At 66.6% G+C, this 17,223-nt stretch carries 16 protein-coding genes; 8 read left to right on the plus strand and 8 right to left on the minus strand.

Annotated features, from left to right (window positions below; all coding sequences use genetic code 11):
- The first annotated feature begins 290 nt into the window (after window positions 1–290).
- Complete coding sequence (locus tag SB751_RS06165; RefSeq protein WP_410747855.1) at window positions 291–1,298, plus strand: MraY family glycosyltransferase; 1,008 nt, start codon at window positions 291–293, stop codon at window positions 1,296–1,298.
- On the opposite strand, the gene SB751_RS06170 is transcribed toward SB751_RS06165, so the two are convergent.
- From SB751_RS06170 to SB751_RS06185, 4 genes are read right to left on the minus strand one after another with little or no spacing between them, the layout of a single operon-like run.
- Window positions 1,264–2,400: a glycosyltransferase family 4 protein gene (locus tag SB751_RS06170; RefSeq protein WP_144198004.1), complete on the minus strand. Its 1,137-nt coding sequence runs from the start codon at window positions 2,398–2,400 to the stop codon at window positions 1,264–1,266. The two genes, SB751_RS06165 and SB751_RS06170, sit on opposite strands and share 35 nt — an antisense overlap.
- Window positions 2,382–3,620, minus strand: a complete 1,239-nt coding sequence (locus tag SB751_RS06175) for a lipopolysaccharide biosynthesis protein (RefSeq protein ID WP_144198005.1) — start codon at window positions 3,618–3,620, stop codon at window positions 2,382–2,384. Before SB751_RS06175 ends, SB751_RS06170 begins: the two co-directional genes overlap by 19 nt.
- Entirely contained in the window at window positions 3,605–4,735 is a 1,131-nt protein-coding gene (locus SB751_RS06180) for a glycosyltransferase (RefSeq protein WP_410747856.1), read from the minus strand. Before SB751_RS06180 ends, SB751_RS06175 begins: the two co-directional genes overlap by 16 nt.
- Window positions 4,736–4,773: 38 nt before the next feature.
- Window positions 4,774–6,090, minus strand: a complete 1,317-nt coding sequence (locus tag SB751_RS06185; protein WP_144198007.1) for a sugar transferase — start codon at window positions 6,088–6,090, stop codon at window positions 4,774–4,776.
- 434 nt (window positions 6,091–6,524) lie between these two features.
- Here SB751_RS06185 and SB751_RS06190 point away from each other — a divergent pair, with 434 nt between their 5' ends.
- The 5 genes from SB751_RS06190 to SB751_RS06210 all read left to right on the plus strand — a co-directional run bounded on the left by SB751_RS06190 (window position 6,525) and on the right by SB751_RS06210 (window position 12,586).
- On the plus strand, window positions 6,525–7,910 hold the full coding sequence (locus tag SB751_RS06190; protein ID WP_149135394.1) for a phosphomannomutase/phosphoglucomutase: 1,386 nt from the start codon (window positions 6,525–6,527) through the stop codon (window positions 7,908–7,910).
- A 58-nt stretch (window positions 7,911–7,968) separates the two neighbouring features.
- Window positions 7,969–9,003: a lipopolysaccharide heptosyltransferase I gene (gene waaC, locus SB751_RS06195; RefSeq protein WP_410747883.1), complete on the plus strand. Its 1,035-nt coding sequence runs from the start codon at window positions 7,969–7,971 to the stop codon at window positions 9,001–9,003.
- Window positions 9,003–10,277 (plus strand): lipid IV(A) 3-deoxy-D-manno-octulosonic acid transferase, encoded by a 1,275-nt coding sequence (gene waaA / locus SB751_RS06200; protein WP_410747857.1) that lies wholly within the window; start codon window positions 9,003–9,005, stop codon window positions 10,275–10,277. Before waaC ends, waaA begins: the two co-directional genes overlap by 1 nt.
- Before the next feature lie 140 nt (window positions 10,278–10,417).
- Complete coding sequence (locus SB751_RS06205) at window positions 10,418–11,191, plus strand: DUF4377 domain-containing protein (RefSeq protein ID WP_410747884.1); 774 nt, start codon at window positions 10,418–10,420, stop codon at window positions 11,189–11,191.
- Between the two features lie 87 nt (window positions 11,192–11,278).
- Complete coding sequence (locus SB751_RS06210) at window positions 11,279–12,586, plus strand: O-antigen ligase family protein (protein WP_144198012.1); 1,308 nt, start codon at window positions 11,279–11,281, stop codon at window positions 12,584–12,586.
- 13 nt (window positions 12,587–12,599) lie between these two features.
- On the opposite strand, the gene SB751_RS06215 is transcribed toward SB751_RS06210, so the two are convergent.
- From SB751_RS06215 to SB751_RS06230, 4 genes are all read right to left on the minus strand, one after another.
- On the minus strand, window positions 12,600–14,051 hold the full coding sequence (locus tag SB751_RS06215) for a TolC family outer membrane protein (protein ID WP_313818617.1): 1,452 nt from the start codon (window positions 14,049–14,051) through the stop codon (window positions 12,600–12,602).
- Window positions 14,052–14,181: 130 nt separating this feature from the next.
- Window positions 14,182–14,505: a rhodanese-like domain-containing protein gene (locus SB751_RS06220; RefSeq protein WP_092290575.1), complete on the minus strand. Its 324-nt coding sequence runs from the start codon at window positions 14,503–14,505 to the stop codon at window positions 14,182–14,184.
- A gap of 16 nt (window positions 14,506–14,521) precedes the next feature.
- Window positions 14,522–15,175 carry a protein-L-isoaspartate O-methyltransferase family protein gene (locus tag SB751_RS06225; protein ID WP_410747858.1) on the minus strand — a complete coding sequence of 218 codons (654 nt, stop codon included), beginning with the start codon at window positions 15,173–15,175 and terminating at the stop codon, window positions 14,522–14,524.
- Between the two features lie 136 nt (window positions 15,176–15,311).
- A complete protein-coding gene (locus tag SB751_RS06230) occupies window positions 15,312–16,070 on the minus strand; it encodes a TetR/AcrR family transcriptional regulator (protein WP_244844715.1) in 759 nt (252 codons plus the stop codon).
- 245 nt (window positions 16,071–16,315) lie between these two features.
- Between SB751_RS06230 and SB751_RS06235 the strand changes: the two genes are divergently transcribed.
- A complete protein-coding gene (locus SB751_RS06235) occupies window positions 16,316–16,603 on the plus strand; it encodes a YkgJ family cysteine cluster protein (RefSeq protein ID WP_144198016.1) in 288 nt (95 codons plus the stop codon).
- 39 nt (window positions 16,604–16,642) lie between these two features.
- Window positions 16,643–17,212: a DUF1439 domain-containing protein gene (locus tag SB751_RS06240; RefSeq protein ID WP_144198017.1), complete on the plus strand. Its 570-nt coding sequence runs from the start codon at window positions 16,643–16,645 to the stop codon at window positions 17,210–17,212.
- Window positions 17,213–17,223: the final 11 nt, after the last annotated feature.

The following is a 17,223-nucleotide window of genomic DNA, read 5'->3' on the forward strand; positions in this document are numbered from 1 at the left end:
GTACCGGCGTCGTGCATTTGCGTTTTGCACAACGTCAAGGGCTGGCCCCACTATCGGAGCGTCATTACGTGAAGTCTAATAACGGCTTGCCGGCGGACTGAAGCATGCATGTCCGGCAACGGCTGGAATGCGAAGCAGCGTGATTCCAGGATGGCCAGGTCAGCGCTGCGGGCGCGCCACATTCTACGCGAACCGCCGGTCGATCCCTTGCCCCGATCAATTTTTGAGTCCCCATGTTCGAACTTTTCTGGCTTCCTGCGATTTCGGCGATGCTGAGTGCAGGCGCTGTTTTGATTCTTCGCCCACTTGCCACGCGCGGCGGCCTGCTGGACCACCCTGGTGGCCGCAAGCGCCACGAGGGTTCGACGCCGCTCGTGGGCGGCATTGCCATCCTGATAGCGATCTGGGTGGGCACCGCGATGTTCGTGCGTGGCTATGATCACTACAATGCGCTGTTTGTCGGCCTGACTTTGCTGGCGTTGGTCGGATTGTTCGATGATCTGAACGGTATCCCGCCGCTAAGCAAGCTGGCCTTCCAGTTCACTGCCGCGATCCTGATGACGTCCTGGGGCGAGGTCTACCTGCACTCGCTCGGCGACCTCCTCAACAAGCGTGACGTCATTCTCTATGCCTGGGGCATTCCGCTGACCCTGCTGGCGATCCTATCTGTGGTCAACGCCATCAATATGACCGATGGCATGGATGGGTTGGCCGGCGGTTTGTCGCTGATCGTATTCGGGTGGTTCGCATGGCTCGCCCACGAGATCGGCAACCCGGGCGCCTATCGGATCTGCCTGCTGATCTGCGGCGCCATCCTCGGCTTCCTGTTGTTCAACATGCCGAGTCCCCTGCGCCGGCGGCTGGTCTTCCTCGGCGATGCCGGCAGCTTGTTGCTCGGCTATGGCATCAGTTGGTTCGCGGTGGAGCTGTCGCAGAAGGAGTACAACCCTGGCGGCCCCGTGCCACCTGCGGTCATGCTGTGGGTGGTCGGGCTGATCCTGGTGGACCTGCTGGCCGTGGTCCTGCGCCGCGCGATCCAGGGCAAGAACCCGCTGGCGGCGGACCGGACCCACCTGCATCACCTGTTGCTGCGGATGGGCCTGAACAGCAGACAGGCGGTCTGGTTCCTGCTGGTCGGCAATTTCCTGCTCGGCCTGATCGGTGTCACGGCCTGGAAGCAGGGCGTGCCGGAGTCGATCATCTTCGCCACTTTCCTGGTGTTCACCGGTATCCACCTGCTGATCATGCAGCGGGCGTGGGTCGTCATTCGCTGGGTGCGGCGCCTCCGTTCCCGGTAACCACTCCCCGAAGCAGCGCCTCCCATTCTTGGTCGACCAGTCGGTCGACCGTATGGGCTGCCGCAGTGAGCCTGCCGCCTTTGGCGAGCTGCCACCGGAGATCGGGGTCGCCGATCACGCGCAGCAGCGCCCGGGCCAGCGCTGGCCCGTCTTCCGGCGGCACCATCACCGCGTTGCCCCCCTCCACGAGCAGTGCCTTCGGCCCCGCCTCGCAGGCGCTCGCCACCACCGGCAGGCCGAACGCCATCGCCTCGAGCAGCACCAGGCCGAAACCCTCATAGCGTGAACTCAGGCAGAACACGCCTGCCTGCCGGTAGGCCGAGGCGATGTCGGTGCGCTCTCCGGGCATCGACACTGTCTTGGAAACGCCGTACTGCGCGGCCAGCGCCTCGAGTGCCGGGCGTGCCGGCCCCTCGCCGACGATCTCCAGCCGCCAGTCCGGCGCCTCCCTGACCACCAGCGCCCATGCCTCCAGCAGGATATCGAAGCCCTTGGCTTCCACCAGGCGGCCGACCGCCAGTACCCTCTTCGCCTGCATCGGGGCTTCCATCCGCGGCGGAAGGTCGAATGGCAGCGGATTTGCGATCACGGCAATCTGGAACGGATGGCGAATGGCTGCCCGCCACCGCAGGCGGTCGGCATCGGTCAGCACCACTACCGCCGCAGCCGTCCGGGCTGCCAGCCGCCGCGCCACGCGCCGTGCCGGCTTGCCGAGATCCTCATCGAAGTGGCAATGCTCCCAGGCTACCCGGCGGACGCGGCTGCCAAACAGCGCTGGCAGCGTGAACAGCGTGAGCATTGGGTCTACCTCCACGAGCACATCGATGTCATGTGTGAGCATAAAGCGCCTAATGCGCCACACAGTAGCCGCGTACTGGCGTTTGAACGACGGGCGCACCGGGAAGAGGGCGCGGTGGGTGACAGCCGGATGTAGCGGGAAGGCGCTCGCCTCATCCCACAGGCTCAGCACGTGGATTCGATATCCGCGCGCGGCCAGCGCGCTCGCGATGCTCGCCGTCACGCGTTCCGCCCCGGCAAGCGCGTTGAGCGTGCCGGTTAGAAAGCAGATCACCGGACGGCGCGTCACCGCGCCGTCCGCCATGCGTGGTACCACATGCCCAGCCCGACCAGTGTGGTGATCGCACTGGCAACGGCGTACCCGAGGATTGCGCCCTCGGCGCCATAGCGCGGAATGGCGATCCAGTCCACCGCGATGGTGGCGGCGCAGGCAACGCCCCATTTGATGGCGATCCAGCGCGGCCGGCGCAGATGGGCGGCGAGCACCGTCAGGCCCACATCGGCAAAGACCAACGGCGATACCATCAGCGCCAGCCGCAGCAGCGAGGCAGCCTCCGCGAACGCCGCGCCGTAGAGCCAGTGCACGATCCACGGCGCCAGCCCGATCAGCGCGCCAGCGCCGAGGATGCCCAGCGCCGTCAGGAGCAGCGCCAGTTTCAGGACGTTGCGGATGGCGGCGCGGCACTCGCCGCGCGTATAGATATAGAGGGGGGCAATACCGCTGGCCAGGATCGTGGCAACGGTGGTGAAGTTGTCTACGATCTGCATCGTGGCCGCATAGGACGCGAATTCGGCAGTGGGGACGTGGGGGCGGAGCAGCAACTGGTCCACGCGCCGCGCTCCCATCATCAGCATAAAGCTGATCCAGAACAGCGATCCATCGTGAAACAACTGGCGCGTTAGCGCAGGGTCATGCTGCACCCGTCCGTACGGCATGCGTCGGCGGTAATACAGCGCCAGCAGCAGCGCCGCCAGCACCGGTTCGGCCACCACCGCCACGGCATAGGCGCTGGCCGCGTGGATGCCGGCCCACGCCAGCGCGCCCACGGCGGCGGCCTTGAGCGCCAGCGAGGCCAGGTTGACGTACACCCCGGGACGGTTGTGCGTATGGGCCTGCATCCATGCGATGACTGCGCCCGACGGCTCGCGCAGCAGAATGCCAAGCCCGAGGATCAGCGCAGGGCCCCAGCTCGGCCCCGCATGGGGGGAGGCCGCCAGGAACGCGCCGACCAGCAGGTAGCCGCCGCAGGCCGCTAGCCAGCGCAGCCTGAATACATGGGCGAGTAGCCGGTGCTGGGCCGCCGCGTCCGCCAGCGCCACGAGCCGCGGCACCACGACCTCGCCGCCGCAGATCAGCGCCACGGACGCCCCGATGAAGACAATCGACTGCGCGTACTGGAAGGCGGCGAAGTCCTCCGTGCCCAGCGCGCGCGCGAGGATTGCTACGACACCCAGTCCGACCAGGACCTGCGCGCCGCGGTCGAGCAGCATCAGGCTGACGTTCCCCGCTATGCGTCGGCGCATGGGCGAACCGGCCCGGGGCGGGTGCCGGCCTGTGGGCACAACTGCTCAAACAGGGCCAGCCAGCGGTCGGTGGCTGACCCGATGCCGAAATGCGTGACTATGCGTTCGCGGCGGGTGGCGGCGGCATCACTTGTGCTGTTCTGGTCGAGCGCGGCGTGCATGGCGGCAGCCAGTGCGTCGGTATCGTCGATCGGTACGATGGTGTCGATGTCGCCCATCAGTTCCGCCACGCCCGGCGCGGCGGTGGCGACGACCGGTCGCCCGCACGCCATGGCCTCGCCAATGACGAGCGGCATACCCTCCACGCGCGAAGACAGCACGAACAGGTCGGCGGCATTGAGCAGGGCGGGGATGTCACGGCGCGTGCCCAGCAGCGTGGCAGTGTCACCGAGGCCGTGCCTGGCGATGCGGGCGGCCAGCGCCGGGCGCTGCGGGCCGTCGCCAGCGATCAGCAGCCGTGCCGGTGTGGTGTGGTCCATGCGCGCGAAGGCGTCGATCAACATGACCTGCGCCTTCTCGGCGGCCAGGCGCCCGATCGTCAGGATCAGCCGCGTCTGCGCGTCGAGACCGAGCTGGGCGCGCGTGCTGGCACGCAGAGCGGGGTCCGGCCGGAACTTGTCGGTGTCGATGCCGTTGTACATCACACGTACGCGGTCGGCGCTGACTGCGCCCGAGCGGATCATTTCCGCGCGGCTGGCTTCGCTGACCTGGGTGGTCAGCGTGCACCACCGGCTGGTCAGCCGATAGAGCCGCATACGCAGCCGTCCGCCCTCGGAAAAGCTGTGCGCCGCGCAGACCAGCGGCGGTATCCGGGCGATTCGCGATAGCAGACGCGCGAACAGGTTGGCGTGGAACATGTGCGCGCTGACGACGTCCGGCCGCCAATGCATGGCAAAGCGCCGCGCGGCGCGCAGGGCCTGGATCAGCGAGAGCGGGTTCTTGTGGAGGTCGAGCATCAGCCGCTCTACTGCATCGGGCATCGGCACTTCGCAATCGGGCGTCAGGCTGATCAGCCCCACTTGGTGCCCCCGGGCGAGGAATTCCCGAGCCAGCGCGGCAACCTGCTGTTCCGCGCCGCCCATGCGCAGGCCGGTAGTGACTAGCAGAATGCGCATGGCCCGAGGCGGATGGGCTGGAGCGGGCGCCTCGCGATTCAACGTGCACCGTACCCGGTTAGCAGCGTCCGCAAGGTCTTGAGCGCGATCAGGAAATCCAGTGCGAACGAGCAGTGCTTGACGTAAAAAAGGTCGTAGCTGAGCTTGGTGACCGTTTCCTCGTGCGTGCCGACGTAACCCTGCTGCACCTGTGCCCAGCCGGATAGCCCTGGGCGCACCAGATGGCGATACGGGTAGTACGGAATACTTTGTGAGAACTGTTCCACCATCGGTACCTGTTCGGGCCGCGGACCGATCAGGCTCATGTCCCCCTTCAATACGTTCCAGAGTTGCGGAATCTCGTCGAGCCGGTACTTCCGGATAACCCGGCCCACGCGCGTCACACGCGGGTCCTGCCGCTTGGCGAACTGCGCCGGCGCATCGTCGTCGGTGGTCATGCTGCGGAATTTCAGCATCACGAACGCGCGGCCGAACACGCCCACACGGGTCTGGCGGAATATCGCCGGGCCTTTCGATTCGAGCCGTACCGCCAGGCCTACCAGCACGCTAAGCGGCAAGGCCAGCGGAGAAAGGACAATCACGGCAACGATGTCGAGCAGCCGCTTGAAGAAGCCATAGAAGTAGTGCTTCGCATAGTCATCAAGGAAGTTCTCATCGATATGCGCCAGCCCGACGCGCCCGGTCAGCATTTCGCCGATGCGTTCCACCGAATACATTCGGACGTGGGAAAGCTTGAGTTGTGACAGCAGGCGGGTCCGTTCCGGGTCGGCCGTGGCATTGCGGTCCACCATCAGGGCGTCGCAGCGTGTGGCCTCGAACAGGGAGCGGATGTGCTCGAACCGGCTTGCGCTGGGCGGCGCCGCACCAGGCATGTTCAGGATCTTTTCCAACTGGGCGAGCGTCGCCTCGTCGGAATAACCGAAGACCGGCACATAGTTTCTGACGAACAGCCGGTAGCCGTACCACGTCCAGATCAAGGTGGCGAAGTAGCTGATCACCAGCGCCACGCGCGAGTATTCCACCCGCAGTATGGCAAAACCGGCCAGCAGGATCACGAAGGCAAGTGTCACGGACAGGCCGACCAGACTGCTACCTTCGACGGCCGGCAGATGTAACGACCGCAGCATCAGGGCGAACGCGCACAGGTATGCCACCCCCGACCATATCAGCGTGCGGGTAAACAATACGGTAACTATCCCGGTCTGCCGAAGCGGCTCCACGGCCAGGATGGCGAGCCCGAGCAGAAAAAGGCCCAGGAGCGCCCAGCCCATCATACGGCTGGCGCGCCGCATGGTTTCGGATCCTCGGGCGCGCACAACTTCGTTGGAGCGGGACACGCTGTTGATTTTCGTCATTCGTCGTTTTGGCCATACGTCCGCTCGCATGGCATTTTGCGTTAGCTATCGGAATGCCTCGGCTTGTCCCGGCAGCGATGCATGTCGATGCTGGAAGCATGCTGCGGCAACGCGTTATGATGCGCTGTCGAGTGGACGAACGTACACAAGTTGGTGCCGGTTGCGCCGCGCCGGAGCCGCGCGGGCAAGCGTACACCGTCGGATTCCTCAACGGAGGCGCACGATTATAACTGGGACGATGCGCGATGCCGCCCGGAGTGCATCAAAATGCATCGTCAGTGTGGCCTGCCGTACATGGGTATCGCGTGGGGGGTCCCCTAAAGTTTCTGGAAGCCCGTTGCCGCGCCGCCGCAATCCGGCACAATGCTGCCTTGACATCGTGTCAGCGATCCCGAGACGCGTAGAGAATTCCCCATTCAACCATCGAAACGCTCATGCAAACTGACCCCTCAATCTTCAAGGCGTATGACATCCGCGGCATCGTCGGCAAGACGCTGACCCCCGAGGTCGCCCGCCAGATCGGCCTGGCCTTTGGCTCCGCCGCGGTCGAACTTGGCGAGAAAACCGTCGTCGTGGGCCGTGACGGGCGCCTGTCGGGCCCGGATCTGCTCGGCGGACTCGTGGAAGGGCTGCGCGCGGCCGGTGTCGATGTGATCGACCTCGGCATGGTCGCCACCCCGATGGTCTACTTCGGCACCAATATCGAGCTGGACGGCCGCCGTGCCGGGTCTGGCATCATGGTCACCGGCAGCCACAATCCGCCTGACTACAACGGTTTCAAGATGGTGCTCGGTGGCAAGGCCATCTACGGCGACCAGATCCAGGCGCTGCACCAGCGCATCGAGGCCGGCAAGTTCACGCAGGGCAGTGGCGGATACAAGCTAGTCGATATCCGACAACAGTACCTCGACCGTATCGTCGGCGACGTCAAGTTGGCCCGTCCGATGAAAATCGCCCTGGACGCCGGAAACGGCGTGGCTGGCGCCTTCGTCGGCGACCTGTTCCGGGGGCTTGGCTGCGAGGTCGTCGAGCTGTTTTGCGATGTCGACGGCCATTTCCCGAACCACCATCCGGACCCGGCCCACGTCGAGAACCTGCAGGACCTGATGCAGTGCCTGCGCGACACCGACTGCGAGCTGGGCCTGGCCTTCGATGGCGACGGCGACCGCCTGGGCGTGGTCACCAAGGACGGCGAGGTCATCTTCCCGGACCGCCAGCTGATGCTGTTCGCCGAGGAAATCCTCTCGCGCAACCCGGGCGCGCAGGTCATCTACGACGTCAAGTGCACCGGCAAGCTGGCGCCGTGGATCCGCGACCACGGCGGCGAGCCGCTGATGTGGAAAACCGGCCATTCGCTGGTCAAGGCCAAGCTCAAGGAAACCGGCGCGCCGATCGCCGGGGAAATGAGCGGCCACGTGTTCTTCAAGGACCGCTGGTACGGCTTTGACGATGGCCTCTACACGGGCGCGCGCCTGCTGGAGATCCTGTCGCGCCACGCCGACCCGAGCGCCGTGCTGAACGCGCTGCCGAACTCCAACTGCACGCCTGAATTGCAACTGAAGTGTGCCGAAGGGGAGGCGTTCACGCTGCTCGACAAGATCCGCGCCAACGCGAAGTTCGACGGTGCGCGCGAAGTCATCACGATCGACGGCGTGCGTGTGGAGTACCCCGATGGCTTCGGCCTGGCGCGTCCGTCCAACACCACGCCGGTGGTCGTCATGCGTTTCGAAGCCGATAACGATGCCGCGCTGGCGCGCATCCAGGCCGAGTTCAAGCGCGTGATCCTGGCCGAGAAGCCGGATGCAAAGCTCCCGTTCTGAGGTGGGGCAGCCGGCCGGCGCCGCAACGTCGAACCCAACCGCGCCGCTTGCGGCGCCGATGGTCGTGAGCTCGCCGTTCGCGTTGCCGGCCCGGCCGCGCATCCTGGTCGTCAAGGTGTCGTCGCTGGGCGATGTGGTGCACAACATGCCCCTCATCCACGACTTGCGCGCGCGTTGGCCCGATGCCGAGATCGACTGGGTGGTGGAAGAGGGCTATGTCGACCTGGTGCGGCTGCTGCCGGACGTCCACCGCGTGATTCCGTTCGCGCTGCGCCGCTGGCGCAAGCGGTTCTGGCAGGGCGATACCTGGGCCGAAGTCGGCGCGCTGCGCGATGCGATCCGCGCGCGGCCCTATGACGCGGTGCTCGAGACCCAGGGCCTGCTGAAGACCGCCATCGTGGCGCGCACCGCCGCGCGCACGGCTGGCGCGCCCGTGATCGGGCTTGGCAATGCCACGCAGGGCTCCGGCTACGAGCCGGCGTCGCGCCTGTTCTATACCGCGCCGGTCAAGGTGCCGCGTCAGACCCATTCGGTGCGGCGCTCGCGCCTGCTTGGGGCCGCGCTGACGGGCGGCACGCCGCCGGAGCCGCCGCGCTTCTTCGGTCCGGCGGCGACCTCGTTGCATGTCGACGATCTGCTCTGGGCCGGGCTGCCGGCCCGGTACGCGGTCTGTTTCCATGCCACGGCCGGCGCGAAGAAGCGCTGGCCGGTGGCGAACTGGCACGCGCTGGGCCAGAAGCTGCACGCCGAGGGCCTGACCGTGCTGCTGCCCTGGGGCAGCGAGTCGGAACGCCGCGATGCCGAGGCGCTGGCCACCGGCATGCCCGGCGCGCAGGTGCTGCCGCGCTTCTCGGTCATGCAGGGCTTTGGCCTGATCAACCGGGCCGAGGTGGTCATCGGCGTGGATACCGGCCTCGTGCACATCGCCGCAGCGCTGTGCCGGCCCACCGTCGAGATCTACACTGCCACCTGGCGCTGGAAGACCGAAGGCTACTGGTCCGACCGCATCGCCAATGTGGGCGACGACGGCATCGTGCCGTCCGTCGATGAGGTCTACGCCGCCGCCGTGCGGGTACGCGGAGTGCCTGCCTGATGCTTCGTCTGGTTTACACGTTGTTGTGGGGGGTGATCCTCCCACTGGCGCTGCTGCGCCTGGTCTGGCGGTCGCGCAAGGAACCCGGCTATCGCCGCCACATCGGGGAGCGGCTTGGCCGATATGGCGGGTTGTCGGCCAGCGGGCCGTGGCTCTGGGTTCATGCGGTGTCCGTCGGCGAGACGCGCGCCGCGCAGCCGCTGCTCGACGCGCTGCTGGCTGCGTATCCCCGTCATCGTATTTTGTTGACCCACATGACGCCGACCGGCCGCCAGACCGGTCAGCAGCTCTATGGCGACAACCCGCGCGTGCAGCAGTGCTACCTGCCGTACGACGTGCCGGCGTTGGTGCGCCGCTTCCTGGCCTACTTCCGGCCCGAGGCGGGGCTGATCATGGAGACCGAGGTCTGGCCCAACCTGGTCCACGTCACGCGCCGGGTGGGCGTGCCGCTGTTCCTGGTCAATGCCCGGCTGTCGCCGCGCAGTTATCGGCGGACAGCGCGCTTCGGCGGCGCGGCGGCCTCGTTGTATAACGATTTCACGGCGGTGCTGGCCCAGACGGCTGGCGATGCCGAGCGCTATCGCGCGCTCGGCGTGAAGGCCGTGCAGGTGACCGGCAACCTCAAGTTCGACATGCAGCCGCCGGAAGCCGGCATCGCGCGCGGCCATACCCTGCGCCGCGCGTTCGGCGCCCGCCACGTGCTGGCCGCCGCGAGCACGCGAGAAGGGGAGGAGCCCCTGATCCTGGACGCCTTCGCGCGCTGGCCCGGCGCGGCGCGTCCCGCGCTGCTGCTGGTGCCGCGCCATCCGCAGCGGTTTGACGAGGTAGCTGCGCTGGCCAAGCGTGCCGGCTTCAGCGTGCAGCGCCGCAGCCAGCTGGATGTGGACGCCCTCGACGCCCCGATCACGGCCGACATCGTGCTCGGCGACTCCATGGGCGAGATGGCGATGTACTACGCCGCCTCGGATATCGCCTATATCGGCGGCAGCCTGATCCCGCTCGGTGGACAGAATTTGATCGAGGCCTGCGCCGTCGGCACGCCTGTGCTGATGGGCCCGCACACCTTCAACTTTGCCCAGGCCACCGAGGATGCCATCGCCGCCGGCGCCTGCCTGCGCGTGGCCGATGCCGACGCCCTGATGGCCGCCGCCTCGGCCGTGCTGGCCGATGAAGCGCGTCTGGCCGACATGCGCGCCCACGCGCTGACGTTCGCCGGCCTGCATCGGGGTGCCACGCAGCGCACCCTGGCAGCCGTCGCGCCAGTGTTGCGCTGACATACAGGCGCCACGGAGGCGTCTACACTATTTGCATAGTGAGGAAAAGTGCGACATGCGCCGCTTTATCGCGGCATGCGCAATCAGGAGCCCGATCGATGCAACATTCCTTCTCCCTGCGTAGTGTTTTCGCAACATTGATGCTCGGTGCCGTGGCGGCGGTGGCCGGCTGCGCCACCGGCCCGGCACCCGACCAGGCATCGGCCAACGCCAGCCTCAACGAAACCCGCGCCGGCGGTCCGAGCCGCTGGGAATTGATCCGCTGGCAGAACGCCGATGGCACCGTCCGTGACATTCCGCATGGCGACAACGGCCAGCCGGTCATCTTCGAATTCAATGACGGCATCGACGCCTCGCAAGGCACGGTGAGCGGCACCAGCGGCTGCAACCGCTTCACCGGCGGGTATGGCAAGACCAGCTCCGGCATCCGCTTCGACCGCATCGCCGGCACCCGGATGGCCTGCCCGGGCATGCGGATGGAGGTGGAGGGCGCGCTGTTGAAGGCGATGCAATCGCCATTCACGACGGTCGGCACGCAGCCATCCGCCGGCGCCACGGGGCGCCAGATCATCTGGAAGACCGCCGACGGCGATCTGCTGCAATTTGTTGAACGAGAAGGCGTGGGCCGGCGCGGCGCCAAGGCGGACGCCGCAGCGGGGCACGAGAAGATCGTCTATATCGACTCCCAGCGCGTGGAGTGCTCGGGCGCGGGCCGCATGCAGTGCTACCGCTGGCGCGAATCGCCCGATGCCCCGTGGCAACTCTGGTACGGGCCAATCGAGGGCCTGGACTTCGAATCCGGCGTGAGCTACAAGCTGCGTGTGCGCGAGTACCAGGTGCCGAATCCGCCCGCCGATGCCTCGGCCATCCGCTGGCAGCTGTTGAGCGTGGAGGAGCGCAAGCGCGGGGGTTGACCTGGTCGATCGTTTAGAATGCCGGGCTGGACTTGGGGGCGACTGACCCGCAAGCCACCTCGGGTGACTCGTATTGCAGGGTTTTTTATGCTTGATCGCAAGAATCGGCTATCCACGCTGGCCGACGTCCTACTCTTCGCCTTTCCTATCCTGATCCTGTGCGTTTCACACGGGGCCGGGGTATTTCTGGGGGGTATCTGCCTGCTGGCGCTTGCTGGATGGCGGGAGATGGGCCGTGCCTGGCGCGACCACGTTTTCGTGCTGCGGCCGCTGGCCATGGCTGTGCTGGCGTTCTTGGCAGTATGCGTCGCCTCGAAAATCTATCACGATACGCCGTGGAACGTGATCGACAACCCCTCGCGCGCGCTGCTCGTGGTGCTGACCTGCTGGGTCGTCGTCCGCGTGGCGCCGAATCCGAATCGGCTCTGGCAGGGCATTTCCGTGGCGCTCTTCCTGGCGCTGCTCATTATCACGTACCAGTACTTCTGGCTGGCCGACTCCCGCCCCTCGGCGTGGGTGCAGCCGATCGCATTCGCCAACATGGTCGCCGCACTTGCGCTGGTGGGTTTCGCGCGGCCCGGAGGCAGCCGGCGCGACCATGCCGCCGCGTGGTTCAACGTGTTCTGCGCGGTGTCCATCCTCATGATGAACGGCACGCGCGGGGCGATGATCGCGATGCTCGTGACGCTGTTTCCCCTGTTGCTGGTGCGCTACCAGCGCTTTAGCGCGCGGATGTTCCTCGTCGCCACATTGGTGATCGGGGGACTGGTGGCCGGTTCGTACCTGATGCCGCACAGCCCCGTGGCGACGCGCGTGGATCAGGCGTTCGTCGAAATACACAAGTTCGAGCAGGGCAACGCCGAGTCGTCGGTTGGGGCGCGGCTCAAAATGTGGGAAATCGGCCTCGCCTATTTCGAGGACCATCCGTGGACCGGTATCGGCATAGGCCAGTTTGCGCGTGTCCTGCGAGCGTCCCCTTACTGCGAGGGCCGCAGCAAGCCCTCCATGGTCTGTGTGCTCGAACATGCACACAATGATATGGTCGAAGCGGCGTCGACGATGGGCGTCCCCGGGCTCGTGACGTTCCTCGGGCTCTTGCTCGTTCCGGCGGCGATTGCGGTCTGGACGCTGCGACGCTGCCGCGCCAATCAGAACGACCAGGGGGTGAGTCTGGCGTGCGCCTGCCTTGGAGTGGTGATGGCTTCGATGATCTCGGGGCTGACCCAGGTGACGATGGCACACCAGGCCAACGTGGTCTTCTATACCGGGCTGATCGGCCTGCTGCTGGGGTTGGCTGGACGTGAAGCCTACGCCACCCGAATCCTTCCGGCCCATAGCGCGCCGGAGCCTATGCCATTAACGGGCACGCGTCGGATGAGTGCCAGCAGTGTCTGACCCGCTCTGATCTTCAGGAAGGGTTCCGGCCGCCGCGACGCATTGAAGCGGGAACCGGCGCCGACCCCACCCGCGCCTTCTCCGGCAGCTTGTACATCGCCCCCGGCACCGACGTCAGCAGCGTATTGATCTGCACGACGTCTTCCTCGCTCAGCACCGCCGTCGATGCCTTCAGGCGCAGCCCGTTCATGATTGTGTCGTAGCGGGCCTTGGCCAGGTCGCGGCGGGTCGAGAACAGCTGCGCCTCGGCATTCAGCACATCGATATTGATGCGCACACCCACCTCGTAGCCCAGCTGGTTCGATTCCACCGCGCTCTGCGCCGAGCGTTCGGCCGCTTCCAGCGCCTTGACCTGGGCCAGCCCGTTGGACACCCCCGAGTACGTCTGCCGCGCAGTCTGCGCAGCCGTGCGGCGCGCGAATTCGAGGTCGCTGGCGGCCTTGTCGGCCAGCGCCAGCGTCTCGCGCACGCGCGACTGGATCTGCCCGCCAGCGTAGATCGGAATGCTCAGCTGCACGCCGACCACGCCCGAGTTGTAGCGGCTGCCGACGTTGCTGAGCTGGGTGGCCGTGCCTTGCGCGTTGGTATAGCCGTACGACGCGACGAGGTCGACGGACGGCAGGTGGCCGGCCCGGGCCTTGTTCGATTCCCGCTGGGCGGTCTCGAGGTTGTAGCCGGCCACGCCCACCTGGAGGTTGGTCTGCTCGGCCTGCGCGGCCCAGGCGTTCACGTCGGCGGGCATCGGGCCCGGAATGGCGGCCTCGGGGCGCAAGCCCATCAGTTCGTCGACCGGTTTGCCGGTGATCTGCTGCAATGACGCGCGCGCTACTTCGAGCGCGCTCCGGGCCGAAATCTCGGTGGCCGTGGCCAGGTCGTACCGGGCCTGGGCGTCGTTGGCATCGGTAATAGTGGCCGTGCCCACCTCGAAATTGCGTTTGGCCTGCTCGAGTTGCTCGCCGATGGCCTTCTTCTGGGCGCCGGCCAGGTACAGGTTGTCCTGCGCGGCCAGCACGTCGAAATACGCCTGGGAGGCCCGCGTGATCAGGTCGAGCTGCGCCTGCTGGAACGTGACTTCACCGGCCAGCGTGGCCAGTTCGCCCTGCTTGTACGTCTCCCAGCGATCCCAGCGGAACAGCGGCTGCGTCAGTTGCAGCGCCCAGGTGTTGGCATTGAAGTAGCGCGTGACGTCCACGGGCGAGCTGTAGTCGGCCATGGTGCGCTGCACGCCCGCCGTGCCGAGCACCTGCGGTAGCAGGCCGGCGCGTGCCTGGGGCAGGCGCTCGCGCGTGGCCAGCAGTTGTGAGCGGGCGCTCGCGAACTGGGCGTCATTGGCTTGCGCATCGCGGTAGACCTGGAGCAGGTCCGCCCCTGCAGCGGCCGGAACATGGAGCAGGGCCAGCAGGGACACGGCCAGCGCCAGGGGTTTCCTGGCTGCACCGGGCACGGCGAGAAGCGCGAAACTCATGACATCTCCAGCTCGGCCAGCGGGCGCGCGGCCATCGTTCTTGTTGGTCTACGGGTGCTACTGCAGAGGCGAGCGATTTGCGAGGGGCGGCGTGACAGCGGGGTCCGGACAAACGCCCGGACCGCCTCCCTCAATACTGCGGAACGGACGGGTCCACCTGCGTGGACCACGCGTGGATGCCGCCGGTCAGGTTGTAGACGTTGGCGTAGCCCTGGCGCTCGAGGAAGCTGGCTACCTGCATGCTGCGCGCACCGTGGTGGCAGATGCAGACGATTTGCGCTTCGTCGTCGAGTTCGCCGAGGCGGGCCGGAATCTGGCCCATCGGGATGTGGGTGATGCCGGGCATCGCGGCGGTGCGGATCTCGAGATCCTCGCGCACATCGAGCAGCACCGGCTTGGCGCGGCCGGCGTCAGCCAGCCATTGCGCGAGTTCGGGGGCGGTAATGACCTGCATGGTGGCTCCCGGCGGCTCAGAACTGGAAGCGCGACGGCTGGGCGGCGCCTTGCAGCGGCTTGACCAGCGTCTCGAACAGGTTCACCGACTGGTAGCCGGCTTCCGAGGTGCGGGTGATGATGCGCGCTTCCATCACCGGCGCGGTGCCGACGATGACCGCGATGCGGCCGCCCACCTTGACCTGCGACAGCAGCGACTGCGGAATCTCCGGCACCGAGCCCGACACGCAGATCACATCGTACGGTGCGGCGACAGCCCAGCCCTCGGCGCCATTGCCGTCGGCCACTTCGGCGTTGCTCACGCCGGCGGCGGCCAGGTTCTGGCGGGCCAGTTCGGCCAGTTCGGGCACGATTTCCACGGTCAGCACATGGCGGGCGCGGTTGGCCAGCAGGGCGGCCATGTAGCCGGAGCCGGCGCCGATTTCCAGAACATTCTCATGCTTACGCACGTTCAGGTCCTGCAGCAGGCGGGCTTCCACGCGCGGGGCCAGCATGTTCTGACCGGCCGGCAGTGGGATCTCCATGTCGACGAAAGCCAGCGCGGCGTATGCCTGCGGCACGAACTGCTCGCGCTTGACCACGGCCAGCAGGTCCAGGATTTCCTGGTCCAGCACGTCCCACGGACGAATTTGCTGTTCGATCATGTTGAAGCGGGCTTTTTCGAGATCCATCTTGCCTTTTCCTTCCAATTCCAGTGCTTGCGGAGAGCCCGCCATTTTACCCCTGCGGACTGCCGCAGGATGTTTACAGATTATTGGCAACGACTTGCACGGGGCCAGTTGTTGCGCGTTGGCACAGCGCCGGCGCTCAGCCGTCCTCGCCGCCCGCCGGCTCGGCCGCCTGGGCGGCCAGCATTTCGTCCCGGATCTGCTCCCAGACCCAGGGGCCGGACTTCGCCGGCAGCGGCGTGTCCCGGGCCGGGCCCGTGGTCAGGCCGAACAGCAGCATCTGGATCAACTGGTCCACGAACGCCACCGGATCGATCTCGTGCACCGCCACCTGGCTGAACGCGCGCTGCCACAGCATCAGGAAGACCAGCGGGGCGCAGATCAGCGTGGTGGTGGGGTTTGCCGGCGTCTCGCGGAACTCGCCGCGCGCCACGCCACGGGCCAGCACACGGGCGAACAGCTCGTCCCCGGGGCCCATCACCTCGTCCTGGTAGAACTGGGCGATGTCCGGGAAATTGCCCGATTCAGCCATGATCAGCTTGGTCAGCCCGGCGGCGCGCGTGGCGCCGATCAGGCCCCACCAGCCCAGCAGCAACTCGCGCAACAGTTCGGGCGTGGACCCCTCGTAGGTCTCGACCAGATCGCCCCCCCGGGCCAGCGCCGGCACCATGTTCTCGCGCACGACGGTCTTGAACAGCTCTTCCTTGTTCGCGAAATACAGGTAAACAGTGCCTTTCGAGACACCTGCTGCGGCGGCAACGTCCTCGAGCCGGGTCGCGGCGTAGCCGCGCTCCACGAACAATTCCAGCGCGGCCGCCACCAGTTCCTGCGGACGGGCGGCCTTGCGCCGGTGCCACCGGCGCGCGTCGGGATCTTTCTTGGGCGAGAGTTCGGTCACAGGGCAGGGAACGCGAGGCGGCCGGCGCGCGTCCGCGTGGCACCGCATCGAAATTAAATAACTTGTGGGTCAGTAATGTAGAGGAGCGGTCTTGAGCGGTCAAGCCAGCGCCATTCCGCATTGTGACGCATCCGGCGCAGGTTGCGCTTTGTTGCAGGTTCGACGGGGCCTCTCAGGCAGAATGACGCCTTTCGCGTGCCTTTTCCGATGTCTTGCATGACGACATTTGCGCCTGAACCTTGAGCATGGCCTGCCAGTCTGAACTTTCCTGCCGCGATGGTTGCGGCGCCTGCTGCATCGCGCCGTCCATTACCTCGCCTTTGCCGGGCATGCCGCACGGCAAGCCGGCGGGGCAGCCCTGCGCCCAGTTGCTACCCGACATGCGCTGCGCGGTGTTCGGCCAGCCCGGGCGGCCCGCGTTCTGCGGCGGGCTGCGTCCTTCGGCTGAGATGTGTGGCAACTCCCGCGACGCGGCGCTGCACTGGCTGACCCGGCTTGAGGTGCTGACCGCGCCATCCACCGTTGCGGCCTGATCGGCATCAGGCCGCAGCCCGTCTTTTGGAGGTTCTACGATGATCGCGATGACACGCCGGCGCTGGCTGGCGGCCGCAGGCATCGCCACGGCCGCCGCCGCCACCGCATGGCTGGCGGCTTGCGGTGGGTTCATGAACGAATACACGTTCTCGCAAAGCCAGCTCCAGTCGGCGCTCGAGCGCAAGTTCCCGTTCAACAAGCGCTATATGGAGTTGTTCGATATCCAGCTCGCCAACCCGCAGTTGGCGCTCGACCCCGCGCGCAACCGCGTGACCGTGCAGTTCGACGCCACCATCGACAACCGGCTCTTCTTCCGCCAGCCGCTGACTGGCCGTTTCGCGCTGGACAGCGCGCTGCGCTACGACCCGCCCTCGCACTCGCTGGTGCTGCAAGACCCCGAGGTGCGCCAGTTCGACGTGCAGGGCATGCCGGCACAGTTCTCGCGTCAACTCAATGCGCTGGGCGGTATCCTGTCCGAGCAGCTGTTGCAGGGCTATCCGCTGTATACCTTCAAGCCGGAGCAGTTGCGGCTGGCTGGCGCGCCGGCGGAGCCCGGTACAATCACGGTCCTGCCGGACGGCATCAACGTCAAGATCAATCGTCCGTAAACACGGTTTTC

The organism is Cupriavidus sp. SIMBA_020 (assembly GCF_046535395.1).
In the GTDB taxonomy this organism is placed as follows: domain Bacteria; phylum Pseudomonadota; class Gammaproteobacteria; order Burkholderiales; family Burkholderiaceae; genus Cupriavidus; species Cupriavidus campinensis.

What these genes read in the sequence shown, in the direction of transcription:
- SB751_RS06210 (WP_144198012.1), top strand. Translation starts at nt 11,279, where the DNA reads ATGCTTGATCGCAAGAATCGGCTATCCACGCTGGCCGACGTCCTACTC.
- SB751_RS06205 (WP_410747884.1), top strand. Translation starts at nt 10,418, where the DNA reads ATGCTCGGTGCCGTGGCGGCGGTGGCCGGCTGCGCCACCGGCCCGGCA.
- SB751_RS06225 (WP_410747858.1), bottom strand. Translation starts at nt 15,175, where the DNA reads ATGGATCTCGAAAAAGCCCGCTTCAACATGATCGAACAGCAAATTCGT.
- SB751_RS06175 (WP_144198005.1), bottom strand. Translation starts at nt 3,620, where the DNA reads ATGCGCCGACGCATAGCGGGGAACGTCAGCCTGATGCTGCTCGACCGC.
- waaA (WP_410747857.1), top strand. Translation starts at nt 9,003, where the DNA reads ATGCTTCGTCTGGTTTACACGTTGTTGTGGGGGGTGATCCTCCCACTG.
- SB751_RS06235 (WP_144198016.1), top strand. Translation starts at nt 16,316, where the DNA reads ATGGCCTGCCAGTCTGAACTTTCCTGCCGCGATGGTTGCGGCGCCTGC.
- SB751_RS06185 (WP_144198007.1), bottom strand. Translation starts at nt 6,090, where the DNA reads ATGACGAAAATCAACAGCGTGTCCCGCTCCAACGAAGTTGTGCGCGCC.
- SB751_RS06170 (WP_144198004.1), bottom strand. Translation starts at nt 2,400, where the DNA reads ATGGCGGACGGCGCGGTGACGCGCCGTCCGGTGATCTGCTTTCTAACC.
- SB751_RS06240 (WP_144198017.1), top strand. Translation starts at nt 16,643, where the DNA reads ATGATCGCGATGACACGCCGGCGCTGGCTGGCGGCCGCAGGCATCGCC.
- SB751_RS06180 (WP_410747856.1), bottom strand. Translation starts at nt 4,735, where the DNA reads ATGCGCATTCTGCTAGTCACTACCGGCCTGCGCATGGGCGGCGCGGAA.
- SB751_RS06190 (WP_149135394.1), top strand. Translation starts at nt 6,525, where the DNA reads ATGCAAACTGACCCCTCAATCTTCAAGGCGTATGACATCCGCGGCATC.
- SB751_RS06215 (WP_313818617.1), bottom strand. Translation starts at nt 14,051, where the DNA reads ATGAGTTTCGCGCTTCTCGCCGTGCCCGGTGCAGCCAGGAAACCCCTG.
- SB751_RS06220 (WP_092290575.1), bottom strand. Translation starts at nt 14,505, where the DNA reads ATGCAGGTCATTACCGCCCCCGAACTCGCGCAATGGCTGGCTGACGCC.
- waaC (WP_410747883.1), top strand. Translation starts at nt 7,969, where the DNA reads ATGGTCGTGAGCTCGCCGTTCGCGTTGCCGGCCCGGCCGCGCATCCTG.